The 19,108-nt window shown below is 42.1% G+C and carries 15 protein-coding genes; 5 read left to right on the top strand and 10 right to left on the bottom strand.

Going from position 1 to position 19,108, the window contains the following annotated elements; all coding sequences use genetic code 11:
• The first annotated feature begins 98 nt into the window (after positions 1 to 98).
• The 3 genes from slmA (at position 99) to GSF13_RS07225 (ending at position 6,722) form a co-directional block, all read left to right on the top strand.
• Entirely contained in the window at positions 99 to 686 is a 588-nt protein-coding gene (gene slmA / locus GSF13_RS07235; RefSeq protein ID WP_010376740.1) for a nucleoid occlusion factor SlmA, read from the top strand.
• 106 nt (positions 687 to 792) lie between these two features.
• The gene (locus tag GSF13_RS07230; RefSeq protein ID WP_211867632.1) at positions 793 to 3,561 is read left to right on the top strand and encodes a prolyl oligopeptidase family serine peptidase; all 2,769 of its coding nucleotides are present in this window, start codon (positions 793 to 795) and stop codon (positions 3,559 to 3,561) included.
• A gap of 212 nt (positions 3,562 to 3,773) precedes the next feature.
• Positions 3,774 to 6,722 carry a TonB-dependent receptor gene (locus tag GSF13_RS07225; RefSeq protein ID WP_010605895.1) on the top strand — a complete coding sequence of 983 codons (2,949 nt, stop codon included), beginning with the start codon at positions 3,774 to 3,776 and terminating at the stop codon, positions 6,720 to 6,722.
• Between the two features lie 61 nt (positions 6,723 to 6,783).
• Here the strand turns inward: GSF13_RS07225 and GSF13_RS07220 are convergent, their stop codons facing one another.
• Positions 6,784 to 7,626: a hypothetical protein gene (locus tag GSF13_RS07220; protein WP_010605896.1), complete on the bottom strand. Its 843-nt coding sequence runs from the start codon at positions 7,624 to 7,626 to the stop codon at positions 6,784 to 6,786.
• A 421-nt stretch (positions 7,627 to 8,047) separates the two neighbouring features.
• Positions 8,048 to 10,246, bottom strand: a complete 2,199-nt coding sequence (locus GSF13_RS07215) for an EAL domain-containing protein (RefSeq protein ID WP_211867630.1) — start codon at positions 10,244 to 10,246, stop codon at positions 8,048 to 8,050.
• A gap of 220 nt (positions 10,247 to 10,466) precedes the next feature.
• On the opposite strand from GSF13_RS07215, the gene GSF13_RS07210 reads away from it, so the two are divergent.
• Together GSF13_RS07210 and GSF13_RS07205 are read left to right on the top strand one after the other, a co-directional pair.
• Positions 10,467 to 10,949 carry a hypothetical protein gene (locus GSF13_RS07210; RefSeq protein WP_211867622.1) on the top strand — a complete coding sequence of 161 codons (483 nt, stop codon included), beginning with the start codon at positions 10,467 to 10,469 and terminating at the stop codon, positions 10,947 to 10,949.
• A gap of 1 nt (position 10,950) precedes the next feature.
• Positions 10,951 to 11,829 carry a TIGR03899 family protein gene (locus GSF13_RS07205; protein WP_211867620.1) on the top strand — a complete coding sequence of 293 codons (879 nt, stop codon included), beginning with the start codon at positions 10,951 to 10,953 and terminating at the stop codon, positions 11,827 to 11,829.
• Between the two features lie 80 nt (positions 11,830 to 11,909).
• Here the strand turns inward: GSF13_RS07205 and GSF13_RS07200 are convergent, their stop codons facing one another.
• The 8 genes from GSF13_RS07200 to GSF13_RS07165 all read right to left on the bottom strand — a co-directional run bounded on the left by GSF13_RS07200 (position 11,910) and on the right by GSF13_RS07165 (position 18,720).
• Complete coding sequence (locus GSF13_RS07200; protein ID WP_010376724.1) at positions 11,910 to 12,671, bottom strand: TIGR04219 family outer membrane beta-barrel protein; 762 nt, start codon at positions 12,669 to 12,671, stop codon at positions 11,910 to 11,912.
• 4 nt (positions 12,672 to 12,675) lie between these two features.
• Positions 12,676 to 13,662: a DUF2333 family protein gene (locus tag GSF13_RS07195; protein ID WP_206471785.1), complete on the bottom strand. Its 987-nt coding sequence runs from the start codon at positions 13,660 to 13,662 to the stop codon at positions 12,676 to 12,678.
• Between the two features lie 17 nt (positions 13,663 to 13,679).
• On the bottom strand, positions 13,680 to 14,204 hold the full coding sequence (locus GSF13_RS07190; protein ID WP_211867618.1) for a copper chaperone PCu(A)C: 525 nt from the start codon (positions 14,202 to 14,204) through the stop codon (positions 13,680 to 13,682).
• A gap of 94 nt (positions 14,205 to 14,298) precedes the next feature.
• Positions 14,299 to 14,640: a hypothetical protein gene (locus GSF13_RS07185; RefSeq protein ID WP_010605901.1), complete on the bottom strand. Its 342-nt coding sequence runs from the start codon at positions 14,638 to 14,640 to the stop codon at positions 14,299 to 14,301.
• Positions 14,641 to 14,663: 23 nt separating this feature from the next.
• Positions 14,664 to 14,873, bottom strand: a complete 210-nt coding sequence (locus tag GSF13_RS07180) for a PspC domain-containing protein (protein ID WP_010605902.1) — start codon at positions 14,871 to 14,873, stop codon at positions 14,664 to 14,666.
• Between the two features lie 47 nt (positions 14,874 to 14,920).
• Positions 14,921 to 15,577, bottom strand: coding sequence for a PspA/IM30 family protein (locus GSF13_RS07175; protein WP_211867616.1), 657 nt, complete (start codon positions 15,575 to 15,577; stop codon positions 14,921 to 14,923).
• Between the two features lie 179 nt (positions 15,578 to 15,756).
• The gene (gene dusA / locus GSF13_RS07170) at positions 15,757 to 16,776 is read right to left on the bottom strand and encodes a tRNA dihydrouridine(20/20a) synthase DusA (protein ID WP_211867614.1); all 1,020 of its coding nucleotides are present in this window, start codon (positions 16,774 to 16,776) and stop codon (positions 15,757 to 15,759) included.
• Positions 16,777 to 17,244: 468 nt separating this feature from the next.
• Entirely contained in the window at positions 17,245 to 18,720 is a 1,476-nt protein-coding gene (locus GSF13_RS07165; RefSeq protein ID WP_174170491.1) for a serine hydrolase, read from the bottom strand.
• Positions 18,721 to 19,108: the final 388 nt, after the last annotated feature.

Raw genomic sequence — 19,108 nt, 5'->3', positions numbered from 1 at the left:
GTGTAAACAAGTCGGGGTTTGCACTTCTGCGCATCACTCTCTGTGCTTAATAAACCCGACAAAAATAATATAACAATTAGAAAAATAAGGGAAATTTCATGCCAGCGACAAAACGTAGTAATCGCAAAGAGCAAATTCTTCAATCACTCGCACAAATGTTGGAAACCAGCCCAGGACAACGTATCACCACAGCTAAACTCGCTGCTGAAGTCGGGGTTTCAGAAGCTGCGCTTTATCGTCACTTTCCAAGTAAAGCGAGAATGTTTGAGGGGCTTATTGAGTTCATCGAAGATACGTTGCTGTCACGCATTAATTTAATCCTAGAAAACGAAAAAGAAACTCGTAACCGGATCTACAACATTCTTACTCTACTCCTAGCCTTTGCAGAGAAAAATCCTGGCATCACACGTATCTTAACGGGAGATGCACTACAAGGTGAGCAAGAACGTTTACGTGAACGAGTTCAAAGCTTATTTGAAAAGCTTGAGACACAATTCAAACAAGTTTTAAGAGAGCGCAAGCTGCGAGAAGGTAAGGCATTCACGAGTGAAGAAAGTGTACTGGCTAACTTATTCTTAGCTTTTGTTGAAGGTAAGATGAACCAGTTTGTAAGAAGTGACTTTAAAGCAAAACCAACCGCGCAATTCGATAAACAGTGGGTTGAGCTTGAGAAAATCTGGCTTTAAACACCTGCGGCTAGCCGCTTAAATACATCCGCACACCGCAGAGCATTTTAGTTTCACTGTTAAAAGTGATAAAAACACAATAAATAAAGACTAAAATGCTCTAGATATGACTCTAAAACTCTCTCTTCTAAGTGCGGCACTTTTTAGTGTAAGCAGCTTAGCAGCTAAACCCAGCCTTGAATTTAAAGACGTTTTTGATTTTCGTTACCCACAAGGTACAGTAATCTCCGAACAAGGTACATTCCTCGGCCTAAGTGCAAAGCCTTACCGTGGTGACAGCGAAGGCCAAGTGTATTCTCTCGACAATAAAGCACTGATTGCATCGGTTCCCCGTGGTACAAATCCAGTTATCAATAAAGGCGCTCAATGGGTTGGTTTTACCCAACGCCCTACCCTACTTGAAAAAGAAACTGCAGATAAAAAGAAGAAAAAAACGCTAAAGAACAACTTAGTGTTGGTGAACACCACAACCAAAGCACAACAAACTTTTAGCTCAGTTAAAGATTATCAACTTTCAGATGATGGCCTGTGGTTGGTGTATCGTGAGGATGCAAAAAAAGGCGACAAAAAGTCAGACGCAAAAGCGAATACAGACGAGCAAACTGATGAACTCAAAATCAGTGCAGATAAGGGTGATGACGCCTTAACGCTTGTAGTGCTGAACCTTTCTCACAATGAAAGTACTCGCTATGACAATATCGCAGCATACAAAGTTGCACCAAATAGTAACGCGATACTGGTCAATCAGCGCAGTGAGGATGGCAGTAAAAACCGTGTTGCTGTTATTGACTTAGCAAGCAATCAAATCACGAGTCTTATTGATGAGCCTGGTGTCACTTTGGGAGACATTGCTTGGCAACCTAACTCACAACAAGTCGCTTTTTATTTGGGTAATTATGTCAACGATGACAAACGCCGTCGCAACTACCAGCTCAAATTATGGTCTCCAACAAGCAATAAAATTACCGACATCCACAACCCAAGCGGTTGGTTTTCAGGCAAAACAGCATCAATCAAATGGTCTGAAGACGGCTCACGACTGTTTTTTGAAAATCGTCCACAGCTTGAAGAAAAAACCAAAGTACTCAAATACACAGATGAAAGCTCACTTTTTGATTACGATACCATTCGCCAACAAAAAGGCTTAAAGGTTTGGCACAATGCCGATCCTGAAATCAAAACTAGAGAAATAAAAACATGGAACGAAAGTCGCCGAGATCAACATTATCAAGCGGTTTACCACGTAAATGGCGAGCGTGTAGTACAGCTTGAAAACCTTCAGGTACCTTCTATTTCACTTCACACAAACGCAAACTTTGTGCTGGGCAGTGACGATACACCATACCTAAAGCAAATCATGTACAAAGGGTTTTATCGCGACTACTACAGCGTTGATATCGATAATGGTGATAAACAACTCATCGTTAAAGAAAGTTCAAACCGCCCTACTGTCGCGCCTGACGGTAAACATGCTGCCTATTTCGACGGTGAACAAGTCTGGTTGAAGTCGCTATCCACTCAACAGCTTACCCCAGTAAGCAAAGCGGTTAAAAACGCACTATTCGCGGATGATAAACATGATAAGCCAGAACCAAATAAAGGGTTTGGATTTGCTGGTTGGCAGCTCAATGGCTCGACGCTCTACGTCTACAGTAAATATGATATTTGGGCATTTGATACCAAAACAGCAAAAGCAACTCGGCTAACCGACGGCTATAAGACCCAAACACAATACCGCATTGAGTATAAAGATAAGGACAAACTAGGCTTTAACCCAGACGATACCTTACTGTTAAGTGCGCACAACCTCGAAAATAAACAAACGCATATTGCAACGCTTTCCCTACAAGATAACAAGTTGCAAACTGTTTTGTCTGGCGAAGCTAAATATAGTGTAGTGAGAAAAGCCAAAGAGGCGGACACTTATATTTTCACAAGACAGTCTTATCAAGAATTTCCTGATTATTGGATATCAGATAGTGGCTTTAATAACCCGTCAAAACTCACAGACTTAAACCCACAACAGCAGACATTTGCTTGGGGCCAAAAACCTGAACTTGTGAAGTACAAAGGCTACGATGGCGAAGATCTTCAAGGCGTGTTAATCAAACCTGCTGATTATAAAGCTGGTGATAAAGTGCCTGTGGTGATTTACTTCTACCGCTATATGAGCCAGCGCATGTATGACTTCCCGAAAATGGTGCTAAACCACAGACCAAACCTGCCAATGTATACCTCAAATGGTTATGCGATATTCTTGCCTGATATTCGTTTTGAAATTGGTCACCCTGGGCGCTCCGCAACACAAACAATGCTCAATGCAGCGCAAGCGCTTATTGATAGAGGTGTTGCTGATCCAGATAAAATTGGCTTGCAGGGCCACTCTTGGGCTGGTTACCAAAGTGCATTTATGATCACACAGACGGATATGTTTAAAGCGGTTGTCTCTGGCGCACCAGTATCCAATATGACCTCTGCTTTCAGTGGGATCCGTTTAGAATCAGGTCTTGCAAGACAGTTCCAGTACGAAACAGGCCAAAGCCGTATCGGTAAACCGTTAACGGAGGCGCCTGAATTATACATAGAGAACTCTCCGGTATTTTACGCGGATAAGGTAAATACACCTATTTTGATCATGTTTGGTGATAAAGATGGGGCGGTTCCTTGGCAAGAAGGTATCCAATACTACTTAGCCCTAAGAAGACATGATAAAGATGCCATTTTCTTACAATACGAAGGTGAACCTCACCATCTGAAAAAGCTGCCTAATCAGTTGGACTATTCAATTCGCATGAAAGAGTACTTTGATTACCACCTGAAAGGGTTGCCACCAGCAGCGTGGATCAAATCAGGCGAGGCATTCATTGCTGAATAGTAATTATTCTGGGTACCTTTGAGGTACCCTTTTTATTTCTCAAAAATAGGTTATTTCAACTTATATCTTTATAATTTTGCTATAAAAACCTACCCCACGGCTCCTCCTGGCTACTTTACAGTCTAAGTGTTGAAGTTTCTGTAAATGCAATGTAAGTTCTATGCTGCAGGGAAATTTTCCTATTCTGCTAACAAAATACATAAGGAAATAAGATGAAACTTTCAAACCTATCAGCGAACATTAGGCTGTCTTTACTTGCCTGTTCAACGCTAACAGTGGGTGTATCTGGCATCGCTTATGCTGAACAGTCAGGCACCACAACAGCGAATACTGTCGAACGAATTGAAGTAACCGGTACACGAATCAAGCGAGCAGCAATGACTGGCGCGAGTCCTGTGACGAGTGTAACCGCTGAAGATATAGAAATCGCGGGCATTACCCGAGTTGAAGACCTATTGAACAACATGCCTGCGGTATTCGCAGATCAGACTTCAGGTACAGCAAACGGTGCTACTGGTACAGCAACCGTTGACCTTCGAAATTTAGGCCCTTCTAGAACACTAGTTTTAGTCAACGGCCGCCGATTACCCTCAGGCTCACCAGCTGGAATTGAGGGTGTTGGTGCCGACGTAAACCAAATCCCAGCCTCTTTGGTTGAGCGCGTAGATGTGCTAACCGGTGGTTCATCTGCAACATACGGCTCTGATGCTGTTGCTGGTGTTGTAAACTTTATTATGAAAGACGACTTTGAAGGCTTTGAAGTCGACTATCAAGGAAGCGTTTACAACCATAAAAATGACCATAAAGACATGCAACGAGCGCTAACTGCCTCAGGCTTCGACATTCCTGATTCCTCAGTTACTGACGGTGATACTCATGATATATCTATGATTTTTGGTATCAACTCAGCTAACGATAAAGGCAATATTACAGGTTACCTCACTTGGCGTGAAATTGATGAAATCCGTCAGGACTCCCGTGATTTTAGTGCCTGCTCAATGAATATCAATCGTAGCAGAACGAGTTCAGCTCCAGGGCAAAGAATATGTCGTGGCTCTGGCACAATACCTGACGGTAGGATCACAGACCAAGCTAGCTATGACTTTAAAGTCGCAGGAGATGATCTAGTACCAACGGGTAATAGTGTCTATAACTTTGGCCCACTTAATTACTTCCAGCGTCCGGACAAGCGTAAAACATTTGGTTTGCTTGGCCATTACAATTTTACCGATCAACATACCTTTTATGCTGAATTGAACTACATGGATAACCGTACCGTGGCACAAATTGCGCCATCTGGTTCTTTCTTCAATGAAGTCGATATTAAATGTGATAACCCGCTTCTTTCAGCAAAACAACGAGAAGTCCTTTGCGGTGCCAATGGGCCTGCGGTCGATGGTGTTGTATCTGGCGCATTTATCGCAAAACGAAACGTAGAAGGAGGCCCTCGCCAAGATGATTTACGACACACCTCTACCCGTTTTGTATTAGGTATGAGAGGCGAAATTGATGATAACTGGACTTATGATGCATTCTTTAACTACGGAAATGTGTCTTATGAACAAACCTACCAAAACGACCTATCAAAACGTAAAATTGTTAGAGCCTTAAAAGCAACCACTGATGACAATGGCAAGATTGTCTGTGAGTCAGTTATTGATGGTAGCGATCCCGACTGTATCCCTTGGAATATATTCGACCCAGCAAATATTACCCAAGAGCAAATTGATTATCTTACCATTCCACTCTTTGCTCGCGGTGATACACGTTCAAAACAAATCAGTGGTTTCGTCACTGGGGACTTAACTGAATATGGCATAGTCGTGCCTGGTACTTCAACAGGCGTCGGTATTGTATTGGGTCTGGAACACCGCAAAGAAGCTATTGATTTTAATCCGGACATTAACTTCATTTCTAACGATGGCGCAGGTCAAGGTGGACCAAGAAAACCCGTTTCAGACCAGTTTGATGTAAATGAATTCTTTACTGAGCTAAATATTCCATTAATTGAAGATAGCTCATTTGCGGATTACATTACATTAGAACTCGCTTATCGCTATTCTGATTACTCAACAGATAAACAAACAGATACCTACAAAGCAGCGTTTGATATACGCATTAACGATAGTTTAGGTTTACGTACAAGCTATCAACGAGCAGTGCGTGCCGGTAACATTCAAGACTTGGCGAGACCGTCTTCACTTGCCCTAGTAAACTGGGACGACCCTTGTGCGGGAGCTAATCCAGCTTATACACTTGAGCAGTGTATGAGAACCGGTGTTACAGCAGACCAATATGGTTCTGTTTCTTCAAATCCAGCGGGGCAATACAATGCGATTGAAGCAGGAAACCCAGACCTCAAGCCTGAGAAGTCTGATACCTATTCATTTGGTATTCTTTACTCTCCTGAGTTTGTTGAAGGCTTAGATATCGCTGTAGATTACTTTGATATTACCGTTAACGACGCCATTCAACCTTTCCCAGTACAGTATATCGTAGAGCAATGTGCGATAGACAATAACGAAGAGCTCTGTGGCCTAATAAACCGTGGTGAAAAAACCGGTTCGCTTTGGTTAGGAGAAGATGCCGTAACCGCTACAGATACCAACATTGGTAGTGTAGAGACTTCAGGTATTGATTTTGATGCATCATACCGTTACACGTTACCTGAGGATATGGGTCTTTTAAGATTCTCTCTAATTGGTACATGGATGGAGAAGTTTGATACACAAAACGCACCAGGTGGGATTGTTGATAAGTGTGCCGGGAAATGGGATAAAAATGTATGCGAAAGCCCAGTTCCCGATATGCGTTATAACTTTAAAACAACTTGGGTAACTCCATGGGATGTGAATATTACAGCGACCTATCGTTATGTGAGTGAAGTGGAAGAGTTCTATCGTCCTACAGCTGCGGAATTGGCTGACCCATCAAAATCACCAATACTAGTACCATTGAGTGCAAGAGATTATGTTGATATTGCTGCAACATGGAACGCAACTGAAAACCTCTCATTCAGAGCCGGTATCAATAACGTGTTTGACAACACGCCACCGCTCGTTCCTGATGGCCCTACAACCTTCTCTAATGGTAACACCTATCCGGGGTTCCACGATATCCTAGGCCGTTACATCTTTGCAGGATTTACATTTAGAATGTAAGCACTTTAAATAGTAAATGGCTAATTGCTAGCCATTTACTATTATTTAGATGTCATTTCACTCAGTTTTTATTACATGTCGGGCAGCTGGGTGGACGAGTTGGCTCTCCAGGTACCATAACCATCCCTAGCTTTTTAGTCTGACCATAATTGCCATCATTCATAAATGCTTCCACATAATACGGTCCACCACCCATCGAAAATCTCATTCTTACCACAGCACTTCCAGTAAGTTGATTCTCCGCATTGTAAATTGCTTTGGTTACGCGCTTAGTGCCTCCGCTAAAATAATCACTTTTTGTCGTAACACCAACAATTACAGGTACATTAGGATCCAAAGCAGCTTCAGAGAATTGATCTAATTCAAAATCAATTTTTACTTCGTATTTATCACCATACGGATTTTTAACGGCTTCCATTTTGGGCATATCTTGAACAATTACACCTTTAGCAGAGCACTCATCACTCACTGTTGACCAGACTAAGCCTGCACCATATGTAGAATTAAACGCCAGATTAAAGTATGAATTTGAGTCCCAATTACTTCGGTCATTACCTAAACGACCCCTTTCAGAGTTGTAGTAGGCGACATCTCGAAGCATGTCATTTGGATTACCTACCTCTAGATCTGTTTTAAATCTGTAGCTCTGATTACGTAGAAGATAAGTAGGGCCTGATAATTTTGCAGAAGAGCTTGAATTTATACCGGGTAAAGATCTCAGAAATTCTACGACCGTGTAAAAACTTGGGGCTCGATACAAGTTCCAACCAGCTTCGATAGTAGCTGGTAATTCAAGTAAATTAAGCTCGTGTATTGTACTCTCTTCATATTTACAGCCGCTTGGAACTCCAACTGCAAATGCACTTCCAGAAAAAGTACATAGTAATATTATAATTTTTTTCACTTAAATATCCTTCTATGTGTTTAAAGAGATCAAAATTTAATCAACCTCTATGCAACGTTAGCAAAAAACACATTTCAGGTACAAGTTATTTTGGTAATCTTTATAAATGAGAATTTAAGCTGTAATCGGAAACTAACCTATGGGAACCATGTAACAGTGTCTTAATCAAAATACCGTTGTTTTTTCATGTGAGCATCAATTTGTTTGTGCAATATTCGCCCTATTTTGGATTTAGACTGAGTTGAGCTTCTGCACTAACTTCCTGTGTTGTAGATATCACAAACACATATTTCACTCTGCACCCTTAGGCTAAAATCGAAAAACTTTCCAAAAGCGACCCTCATAACAGATCATCACTGCACTTTTTAAAGGTTGCTTCATCAACGTATAAGACAAGTAATATACTTGTCTTAGGTCACTACTATACACTGTTCTGATTATCTAAAAACTCAAGTAACTCCTTTTCAGGCATAGGCTTTGCGAGTAAAAAACCCTGTACTTCATCACAGCCGAGCTTTTGTAACACCGTCATTTGCTCTTCTGTCTCAACGCCTTCCGCAATTGTTTTTAGGCCGAGATGCTGACCTAAAGAAATGACAAGATCGGCAATTGCACCGCTGTCATCATGAGGGATATCTTTGACAAAAGCACGGTCGATTTTAAGCCGTGCTAAAGGTAGTTTTTGCAAATAGCTCAAAGAAGAAAATCCAGTACCAAAGTCATCAATGGCCACCTCAACACCAAATTCCTGGAGTTCTTGAAGTGTATTGATCACCGAGTTTACTTCGTCCATGACTACACTTTCTGTCACTTCGAGCTCTATATGTTTAGGCTCTACATCAAACGACAAAATCGTATCTTTAACCTGCTGTGCATAGTTTGGCACCTTAAACTGCGGCACAGAGACGTTAACAGCAATGCTAAGCTCACCGAATCCCTGTTGCTGCAAAGTTGCCTGCAACTGACAGGCTTGTTCTAATACCCATTGGCCAATTTCGACAATAAGCCCTGCATTTTCCGCAAGCGGAACAAAAATCGCAGGGGAAATATAATTCCCATTTCCAGAAGGCCAACGTAATAAAGCCTCACAGCCAATCACCTTGCGATCAACAATGGAAAACTGAGGCTGATACCAGACCTCTAGTTTTTTCATCTCAAAATCTTGCCTGAGCTGTCTTATTAATCCCAGCTTCCAAGCCATTTTTTCTTCTAAGTCTGGGGTATACCAATCTAGTGGAATACTCGACTGCTTTGCTTGATTAAGTGCAATATACGCGAGTTTTAAGGTCTCTATTCCTTGCGGTTGGAAGTCTTCTTGACGGCACACTCCAATATGAAAGTGCATAGTCAACAAATGCTCCCCGACATGGTAGGGCACGCACAAGTTATCAATAAAAGACTCTTCATCAAACTGCGACTCAGGCATTAAAAAGCCAAACACATCTGCACCAATACGTGAAATTAACTGGGCCTCTGGAAACTCAATACTAATTCGCTCGGCAACCCCTAATAACAACAAGTTTCCAACTTCTTGGCCTAAACCGTTATTGATGTCAGAAAATTGGGCAATATCAACAAGAATAAAAACGAGAGATTGCTGCTGGTTAAAGTAAGACTCTATTTTCTCAATAAAGTTAGCGCGATTAGGCAGTTTGGTTAGATTATCCTTGTAAGCAACCTCACGCAACTCATTGAATAGCTTGATATTATCAAGACCAACACCAACGTTAGTCAGAAATATTTCAGCAAACTTCAATTGCGCTTCCGACGGCTCGCCCTCTAGCTCTAAATAAATGGCAGCCTTTTTGTTTTTGCTTTCAAGTAAGAAGGTAATGTCATGCGCGGTAGATTGGTGGGATTCGGTATCAATACAGTTTTGTACTTGCATGATGACACGACCATTATCAAGCTGCTCTATACCATGACCAAAAAATTCACGGTACTGCTCACTACCGCCAAACACCCTTAAATGCATATCATCATCTAGGTAGCCACTCACTAAGCCTTCGCCTGACGCATCTAAAATATTTGCCAATTGAGCGACAACTGCCGCTGCAAAGGAGCCCATATCGGTATGTCCGAGTATGGCACGAGAAGCTGAAAGGATCTGCTCTAGTACGTGGCTTTGCGCTTCGAGCTCACAAATTTGTTGATAAGAACGGATAGCGGTAAGCAACGAGGTAACCAGTTTGCTGCGGGTGAGCTCTGTCTTCATTTTATAATCGTTAATGTCGAACTCACGAATAACCTTTTCTTCCGGTGCATAACCCGGTTGTCCTGTACGCATAATAATACGTACTGCCATATTTTTTATTTCTTCGCGCACTCGACGAACGACATTAAGACCTGCGTCGTCGGTTTCCATCACCACATCAAGTAATAGGATGCTGATATTATTTTGTTCTTTTAAAATCTCAATGGCTTCTTTGCCAGAATAGGCGTGAAAAAACCTGAGCTTTTTACCCCAAAACTCTAAATTAGACAGCGCAAGTTTAGTAACAGAATGGATCTCTGGATCATCATCAACGACTAAGACATCCCAAAAAGCACTTGTCGTTTCTTCTTCTTGAGTAACTTCTTCGTGCTCTGCAAACAAATAATCTTCTTGCTCAGGTGCCATGTTTTACCCTTTAAATCCGCACTACTCTTTAATTATAGGCACTGATTCACTCCAGTGTTTACCATCTTACAAAATATGGTACATTTTTACTATTACAGTTCTGTTTGATTAACATACATGAAATATTATAGTCGAGCATAGAACAAAAGAGATGATTTAGCATACTTTTTACCAAAGAGGATTCTGTATCAAACGTTTATCTACTCCTATTAGAATGCTGATGATTTTAGCACTTGTTATCGTGATTGCTGGTTTAGCGATGCCACACCATTATAAAGTGGTAAAAAGCACCGATATTTCTGCAAATAACACAACACTTTCCCCATTAGTGTTATCCCATTGGCCGACATTATTTAATTGGCAAACAACTGAAGACATCCACTTTCGCATACTGCCAAAAAGACAGCGAGTAGGAGCCTCAGCAGTGTTAGTGCATCCTTGGGGAGAAGCAGAAATAACCATCACCAAAATCGACGAACAGAGTTTAGAGCTGTCATTACATTTAGACGATGAACATTTAGCCAAAATTAGCCTTAATTTATTTACCATTCAAGCCGATAAACAACTGACCATCGCAATTGAAGGAAGAGCCAATACGCCCTTTATTGGCAGTTTCATCGCACTTTTTATGCAGCAGTATTTACAGCAACTCACTAACTCCGCGGTAAATCATATGCACACACGATATAAACTACGAGCTTGATATGGCAGTCAAAAATGCACAAGTAAAATCAGCCTTAGCGCTTTCGATTGAAGAAAAGCTCGGCTACCCTATGGTGAAACGGATCACACCACTTGTCACTCAAAATGACCGTTATCAGTCTGATAAGAATAAAGACAACCAATACACGGTGCGAACTCAACATGGCACACTAAAACGCGCCCTCAAGCGCCAACAACTAATCAAAATCCAGCGCCAGCAAAATCTTGAGGCCATTATGGGCATGGCGCTTACATTGTGCCCCGAGGTTACCGCCCGAGGTCGCCCAGACCCCGATTGGTTGGAGTACTTCATCACCCTTGCAGAAGACATTGCCAATCACTCCATGCAAAAATTGTGGGCAAAGATATTAGTAGGTGAAAGCATTACGCCTGGCACTTTTTCAATTAAAAGTCTGCAAACCCTAAAGATGATGACCCAACGTGAAGCAACCGCGCTACAAAGATGCGCTCCGCTGTGCGGCTACTTAGAAAAAGAAGACAGCTACCTTATTCTTCATGGCTACTATAAAAAGCCGTCTATTTTTGATTTGCTACGTAAAGGCAGCACTGAATCCATCAATTTAAGCCAAGCAGGGCTGAACTTCCCAAATATACTTACGCTGATGGACATTAATATCCTTTACCGGCAAGAAATTGAGTCCGCTTCACTACAAAAAGGACAGTCAATGCAGCTGGTGTATTTACGTAAAAAAATGACCTTAACGGCCAAATCCAATGACTTGGTGCTAAGCTATTACAAGCTGACGCAAACCGGAGACGAGCTAAAAAAATTACTTCAAAGCCCGATAAATAAACAATACAAACAACTTGTAGAAAAGGCCTTTGAAAGCGAATTTTCTCTCGAGTGGGAAGAGAGATAAAGAAACTATTCTATTTGCCAAACAAAAACAGCTTGGTCGATCACTCGTACCAAGCCGCTAAAGGAGTAAACTACACTATCTTAGAAGTGTAGTTGGATCCCTGCAAATGGACCAGAGACATCCAGGTCTGTGTAGATATCATCGATATCATCTAGCTCAAGTACCATAGAGCGGTAACCCACTTTTACCGCAACATCAACAGCCATATTGTCGATAAACTCATAAGCGATACCAATTTGATAATCTTGGATTTTGCTGTCATCAATTGCAAGCATGCTGCCTTCGGCAAAAACACTTAGCCCTGTAAGTGGTAAACCCACTTCACCGCGCAAATAACCGAGAGGAACAAAGCCTGAGAATTCAACTTCTTCTGTGCGTGTTTGACCATTTGCAGTACCAGTTACCATGATAGAACCGTCAAACTGCTTAAAGTTCACACCAAAGTCTAACGTCAACAAGTCATTGTCTAACACTTCGTAATACAATGTGTAGTCGATGTGGTTTAGATCTGCGTTTGTTGTCGCATCAGTACCTACCGTATAAACTTGGCCGCCGAAGTCAAAAGACTCTGTTAACGTCGTTTGACCATTTAGCTCAAGCTCGGTATAGCGTAACTTGATATTTGGTACCAGCGGTACTGGGTGCTCAAGTGCAGCATAGAAACTCGTAAAAGTTTCATCGTCAAAGTTAAAGGTTTGCATATTGCCTTTTTCAGCAAAGCTACCTTCGGTTTCGGTATCCCACCCTTCTGCACCGACATAAAGCCCGAGTACCGTGTCTGCGTGTGCAGCAGGTGCTAAGCAAGCGAGAGATAATGCCGCTGCTAAAAAGTGTTTTTTCATGATGTTATCCTTGCGCTAAAAGTTCACTAAGTTCGATGAGAGCCGCATTGGCTCGCGAAATATAATTTGCCATAACCAGAGAATGGTTCGCTACCAAGCCAAAGCCACTGCCGTTTAACACCATAGGGCTCCACACCGTCTCTTGAGTCGCCTCTAACTCTCTGATGATCTGCTGTAGGCTGACAAGTGCATTTTTCTTTTCAAGCACAGGTCTAAAGTCATGCTCTACCGCTTTCATATAGTGCAGTAACGCCCATGTGGCGCCTCTGGCTTCATAAAATACATCATCAATCTGCCACCAAGAGGTTTTCACCATATTATGGCTTGGCGTCATGGTTGCTTGATCAGCTGCCGAATCCCCAGCTAAATCGGTATTTAATCTGTCTTGCCCTACGCTCGCACTTAATCTTTGGCTTAAGCTGCCCATGCGCTTTTCGGCCTCTTTTAACCAAGCTCTCAAGTTATCAGCACGCGCATAAAACTGGCTATCGCGGTTACTATTATCAGAAATTTGAGTCAAATACTGACGTAGTAAATCATTACCTTTTTGATACTCACCCTCAGCACTTGGCCACATCCACGCTGTTGAACTGATATTAAACTGTGGCTGAGCTAGCTTTAAACTCGGGTGCTCTGTCGATTGAGATTGTGAACGACTAAAATCTTTACGCATCGAAAGCGTAAGATCTCGTGTCATCTCAAGCACACCGTACTCCCAAGCAGGCATGTTATCCATCATTACGCTTGGTGGCATCATGTCATTCGACAAATAACCGCCCGGCTTATTCAGCAATGTATCCGTCACTTTAATCAAGGTATGTGTCGTTACATATCCAGTGACCAATGTATTGCCATTTTTCTGCGCATCCGCTTTTGCAACTGCGACGACGTCAAACTGTTCTGGTTCCACACTCCAATATACGGCTATAGCATAACCCAGAAGTATGACAGCGATAATGCCAGAGATGATTTTTCCCGTATGATTTCCCATTTAATACCTCACTGTTTTTAGTGATGAGAGTGATGTCCGGCGTTTGATTTTTCTTTGCCACCAAACATATCTGCAAGTGCGACGACTTCAGCCATTGTGAAGATCCTATCGCCATCAGCAAAATATAGCGTAAGCTTACGCTGCTCACCGACTTTTAATGTTTCTATTGGGTCAAACACCATTAAGTGATAACCACCAGGCTGAAATGTCACTGATTTACCCGCTGGAATAACAAGCTCGTCAACGCGTTGCATTTTCATCATGTCTTCTTTATGTACATGTTCGTGAATTTCAACACGCTTAACACCCTCGAGCGCAGCCTTAACCAACACTTTATTTTGCTGTGTTGGATTTTCAATAACGAGATAACCTGCAGTTGAAGGTGCTGCCGGTAAAAATGCACGCACGGTTGCGTTGTGAACAGAAAGTTGCTCCGAACCATGATGATGTTCACCATGTTCATGCCCTTGATGAGCTGAAGCGTTAAAGCCGATAAAAGTTGATAAAGCAAAAATTAAGGTTTTGATTACACTTGATTTCATGTTGGCTTTCCTTGGATTTATAACTGCAAATAACTATATCACAGATCCCAATTTAGCGTGTTTTTTATCTCCTATCACCAACAAAAACCACTACTCAAGCTTTTGCCTGAGCAGATTTGTCTACCACTAACCACACAATTGCAATAATACAGATGAGTGGAAATAGCACTATCAGTGAATTAAATAGCAATGTCATTACTAGCCCAATGAACACAATAAGGAGCAACCCTAAAACACCTGCGCTCAAGAGTGCTCCTAGCACCACCAGCGCTACAATTGCAAATAGCAACGTGAGTATTTCAAAGCCAAACCAACCTAGGTCAAATCCCATATCGAGTTGCAGATCGCTGATGTCTAACCATATTAGTGGCAGCGACACCCAAGATAGCGCCAATAAAAATACCAGCGCTAATAATATACCGGCCACGACTTTCATAGTGCCTACCTCGTCGCCGTTACTTAGTTTTCGTATTGCGCTTTTGGCATTGCAAACCAAGCGACGCCATACGCTAGCATTACAAATATTGGAAACTTAAAAAACAGCAATACCGTTAGTAAACGCGTTAACCAAATTGGCATATCAAAACGTTGTGCTAGTTGCGCACATACGCCACCAATTTTCTTTGAACTATTCATTTGAGACAGTGTTGATTGATATCTATTTTTCATCTTTATCCCCTTTCGCTTTGATTGCTCAGTTGGTGTAGGAGGCAAGCCTAGCTCGCCATTTTTTGCTTCAGTTGGGCTAATTCATCGTCGATTTGTTGTTGCTTTTGCTCATCTTCAAAGCGCTGCCATACATCAGGCTGCCCTAAGTCATAGGATTCGACTTCAGCTTCAAGGCGCGACACCTTACGCTCTAACTCGTCGAACTTGCGCGTTGCAGAGCGCATGTCGTCACTATTCAGCGTTTGTTTGATGGTTAACCTTGCCTTACCAGTTTCCAAGCGGCGCAACATGGCCTTTTCTTTTGCCTTTAATTGCTGAATTTTGCTTTGCAACTTGTCCGCATCTGTGCTGAGTTTTTCAAGTGCAGGCGTTAGATCATCAATTTTTTGCAGTGCTTCTTGTGCTTTTTCGGTTTCTCGCTGCTTTTGCTCAAGGGCTAAGCGGGCAAGATCTTCACGACCTTTTTCAAGAGCATGTTCGGCTTTGCTTTGCCACGTTGCCGCAGCTTTATTTGCTTGCTCAACTTGACGCTGCGCTACTTTTTGTTGGCAAATAAGCTCAGCTGCCGTTGCACGACAATCAGATAGCGCTTCTTCTAAATCACGCACTAACTGAGTTGCCATTTTTTGTGGGTCTTCCGCTTTGTCTAGTAACGCGTTAAGTTCTGCTTTGATAAGATCTTCAATTCTGTTGATGATGGTCATTGTTCGGCTCCTTTTATAATATAATTAGACTATTCCAAGAGCCGTGCCAAAAATAAAAACAAAATTAAATCATTGAGTTAAGGTTTTTTAAAAAGAAAAATAGATTTACTGAGAGACATTAAATAGTGAAAAAGACGATAAAATCGTCTTTTTCACACATAGGATTGGAGCAATATATTTTACACTTCAGGTACAAAAGACAGCGCCTTTTCCATCACTTCAATACCAGCCTCTTTTTTGTGACCGTTTTCTGATAAGTGACGACGGAAACCTCTCGCACCGGGCTGATTTTGAAAAATACCCAACATGTGACGCGCAATATGCCAAAAGTTTGCACCATTCGACATTTCACTTTCAAAGTAGTCATACATGCTTCTTACGACTTGATGGCGAGTTTGCGTAAACGCAGCTTCGCCATATAGCAGCTCATCAACCTGCGACAACATAAACGGGTTGCTATAAGCCTCACGGCCAACCATTACGCCGTCAAGGTGAGCCAAATGATGCTGACATTCCTCAAGAGTTTTAACACCACCATTAATACTGATATGCAGATCTGGATAGTCTTTCTTTAATTGATAAACACGAGGATAATCTAATGGTGGGATCTCACGGTTTTCTTTCGGGCTTAAGCCTTGCAACCATGCTTTACGGGCATGAATGATAAAGTCATCACAGCCCACCGCCTGCGAGGCTTCAATCAACGCCGTAAGAAACTCATAAGAGTCTTGTTCATCAATACCAATGCGCGTTTTTACCGTTACCGGAATATTCACTTCTGCCTTCATCGCCGCCACACAATCAGCAACGAGCTGAGGCTCAGCCATTAAACATGCCCCAAAGCGACCATTTTGCACACGATCTGACGGGCAACCCACATTTAGGTTTACCTCACTGTAGCCATATTGCTCAGCACGCTTAGCGCACTCTGCCAGCGCCTTAGGATCAGAGCCACCCAACTGCAACGCCACTGGTAACTCATGCGCACCAAACGCCAAATAATCCCCTTTACCAAAAATAATCGCACCTGTAGTGATCATTTCAGTATAAAGCACCGCATGTTTAGTCAGCTTACGGTGAAAGGTTCTGCAATGTCGATCAGTCCAATCCAGCATGGGTGCAACGCTAAAGCGGCGAAAGGCATCAACACAGTGGTTAGGTGTTTGTGGCTCAAAGGGTGGAGTAGGTTGTTGGCTCATGGTATGACTTTCTCAATCAGGTTTACTATCAATGGCCTGTACTAGTTATGTCTATAGCAGTACATAGCTCAAATAGGTGATTGCGTAGTATACCGCAGCTTCTAATACTTCGTTAAGTATAGACAGCGATTTATTGCCAATAGTAAATAACCAGAGCTTCGGATAATTTATGCCTTTCTAGCAGCCAGTTTTTGCGCTAACTGCGTTGAATTCACTTCCAATAGCTAGCTATTGGTGCGTAAATTCGCCTTGCCTACAAGGATGTAGGTACCAGGGCGGTAGCAGGACGCGAGAGCGGAGTTATCCCCAAAACTCTCTGGCTAGACAAGGAAATAATTTACTGTAATTTTAAAAACAATGAGTTAGCTCATTTCTTATCCAAACCTCAGGTTAAATACTAAAAAGCCGCAAGTAATTGAACTTGCGGCTTTCGATTTGTTTAGGTTGCCTTCACAGTCTTATGGTGAGTTAAAGATACTCCTTCACTACCGCTACTTTATTTTTTGCGAACTGACTGTTTGGGTTTATCGCAAGTAACTGCTGATAGTGCGCCAGTGCTTTCGCATATTGCTTGTTTAACTCATACGCTTGCGCGATGCTGTTATGGTAATATGGCTGCTCGTTATTTTGTGTCAGCGCAAATTTAAAGATTTCGATACCATTATTAACTTGGCCATCTTCAACAAGCTTATTGCCCCACTCCACCAAGATCTCTAAATCATACATTACACCGGTATCTTGCTGCGCTTTTGCAAACGTAGTCGCGAAGTCGGCAAAGCCATGTTTATCTGTAAGCTGCTTTAAGTATGCCATTGGCTGATAAGCCTTTTGCTTACTAGCGTCGTTAAAGTTGGGAATATAGTAAGCGGCAATATCATCAACAAACTCAATGGGTAATCCACCCAGCAGGTTAGTAAGCACAATCACCGAAACCTTGTCTTCAGGGTAGGTGATCACTGTAGTCGCATTTCCACCGCTTGCGCTGATTGCAGGGTGATATTTACGCTGAATCACTTGCCAGCCCATTGCATAGCCATTTTCTTTGGTGTTAAAGGCTTCTGTACGCCCGTTATTCAGCTTAACAGGCGTCCATAGCATATCTAACTCTTTAACCAGCTCGCCTTGTTGTAGTGATACAACATAGTTAGCCAGCTCCGTTGCGGTTGAACTCATGCCCGCTGCGGTTCTCATCATATAAGGGAATTCACCGTAAAAGTTTTTGTAATTCCCCTCACCTAAATGAATATATTGGCGAGCCTGATTTGGCACCATAAGTTCAAGATAATCAAAACCTGCCTGCGCTGTCTTTGGCATATTGGCACGTGCTAACTGCATCTTGGTAATAAAAGCAGGAAACCCTTCAGGTGCATATTTATCAATGATTTTACCCAAAATCACATAGCCGGTTTGGTTATAACTAAAACGCGAGTTAGGTGTAAATTGAAGAGGCTGCTTTTGCACAGCTTGCCATGAGGCTTCCACATCGTTCGGTACAATGGTTTCTAGAGCGTAATTTGATGCCAGGATCGGCGGCAAACCTGTGGTATGACCCATTAATTGGTTAATTTTGAGTTGCTGCCAAGCCTTTGGTAAATCGGGTAAGTGCTTACCAATTTCATCGTCAATGTTTAGATAACCTTGCTCAGCGAGCTGTACAATCGCAACACCGGTAAACGCCTTTGTCATCGAATTAATCGGAAATAACGTCTGCTCAGTCACAGGCACTTGATGCTGTAAGTCTGCAAAACCATAACTTCCTTGCTTAATGATTTTATCGTCTTTAACCACGGCCAACTGTAAGCCCGGAATATGCCTTTCTTTCATGAGGGTTTTGATCAGCTTGTCTACCGACTCAGCCTTCACTATGGATGAAAATAATGCCGACCATAAAAGCGTGCCAAGCCATAACAGGGTTGATAGTAAAACTTTGTTGTTCTTGTACATGATAGTTCCATTACTCATTTTCGTTTGAGAGATGGCTCTATCTTTCCAAGTATTGTACCAACCATAAAAGTTATTTCTTATCAGTCACTTAAATGAATTCAACGAGAAAACACTGGTGAATAAATTAACGAAAAGTGGTGAGATATACAAATAAATGGCGTTTTTAACAAGGTAACCGTGAAGTGATAAAGTGGGAGTCTCAAGCGTAAACATCTCATGTTGGGATGTTTACGCTTGAGGTGTGAGTCAGCCTATAAGCTGAAAAGTAAACATATCAATGCGTTATAAAACAGCACATTGGATTTAGTTTATCTATTTAGTGACACACTCGGTGGCACAATTTGCAAGCTAAAACACTCTCTAGTTATTCAAGGGAAGATCAGTTTTA

Source organism: Pseudoalteromonas sp. M8, assembly GCF_018141365.1.
Taxonomy (GTDB): domain Bacteria; phylum Pseudomonadota; class Gammaproteobacteria; order Enterobacterales; family Alteromonadaceae; genus Pseudoalteromonas.
The sequence above is the reverse complement of the archived record's forward strand: the minus strand, read 5'-3'. Positions and strand labels throughout refer to the sequence as shown.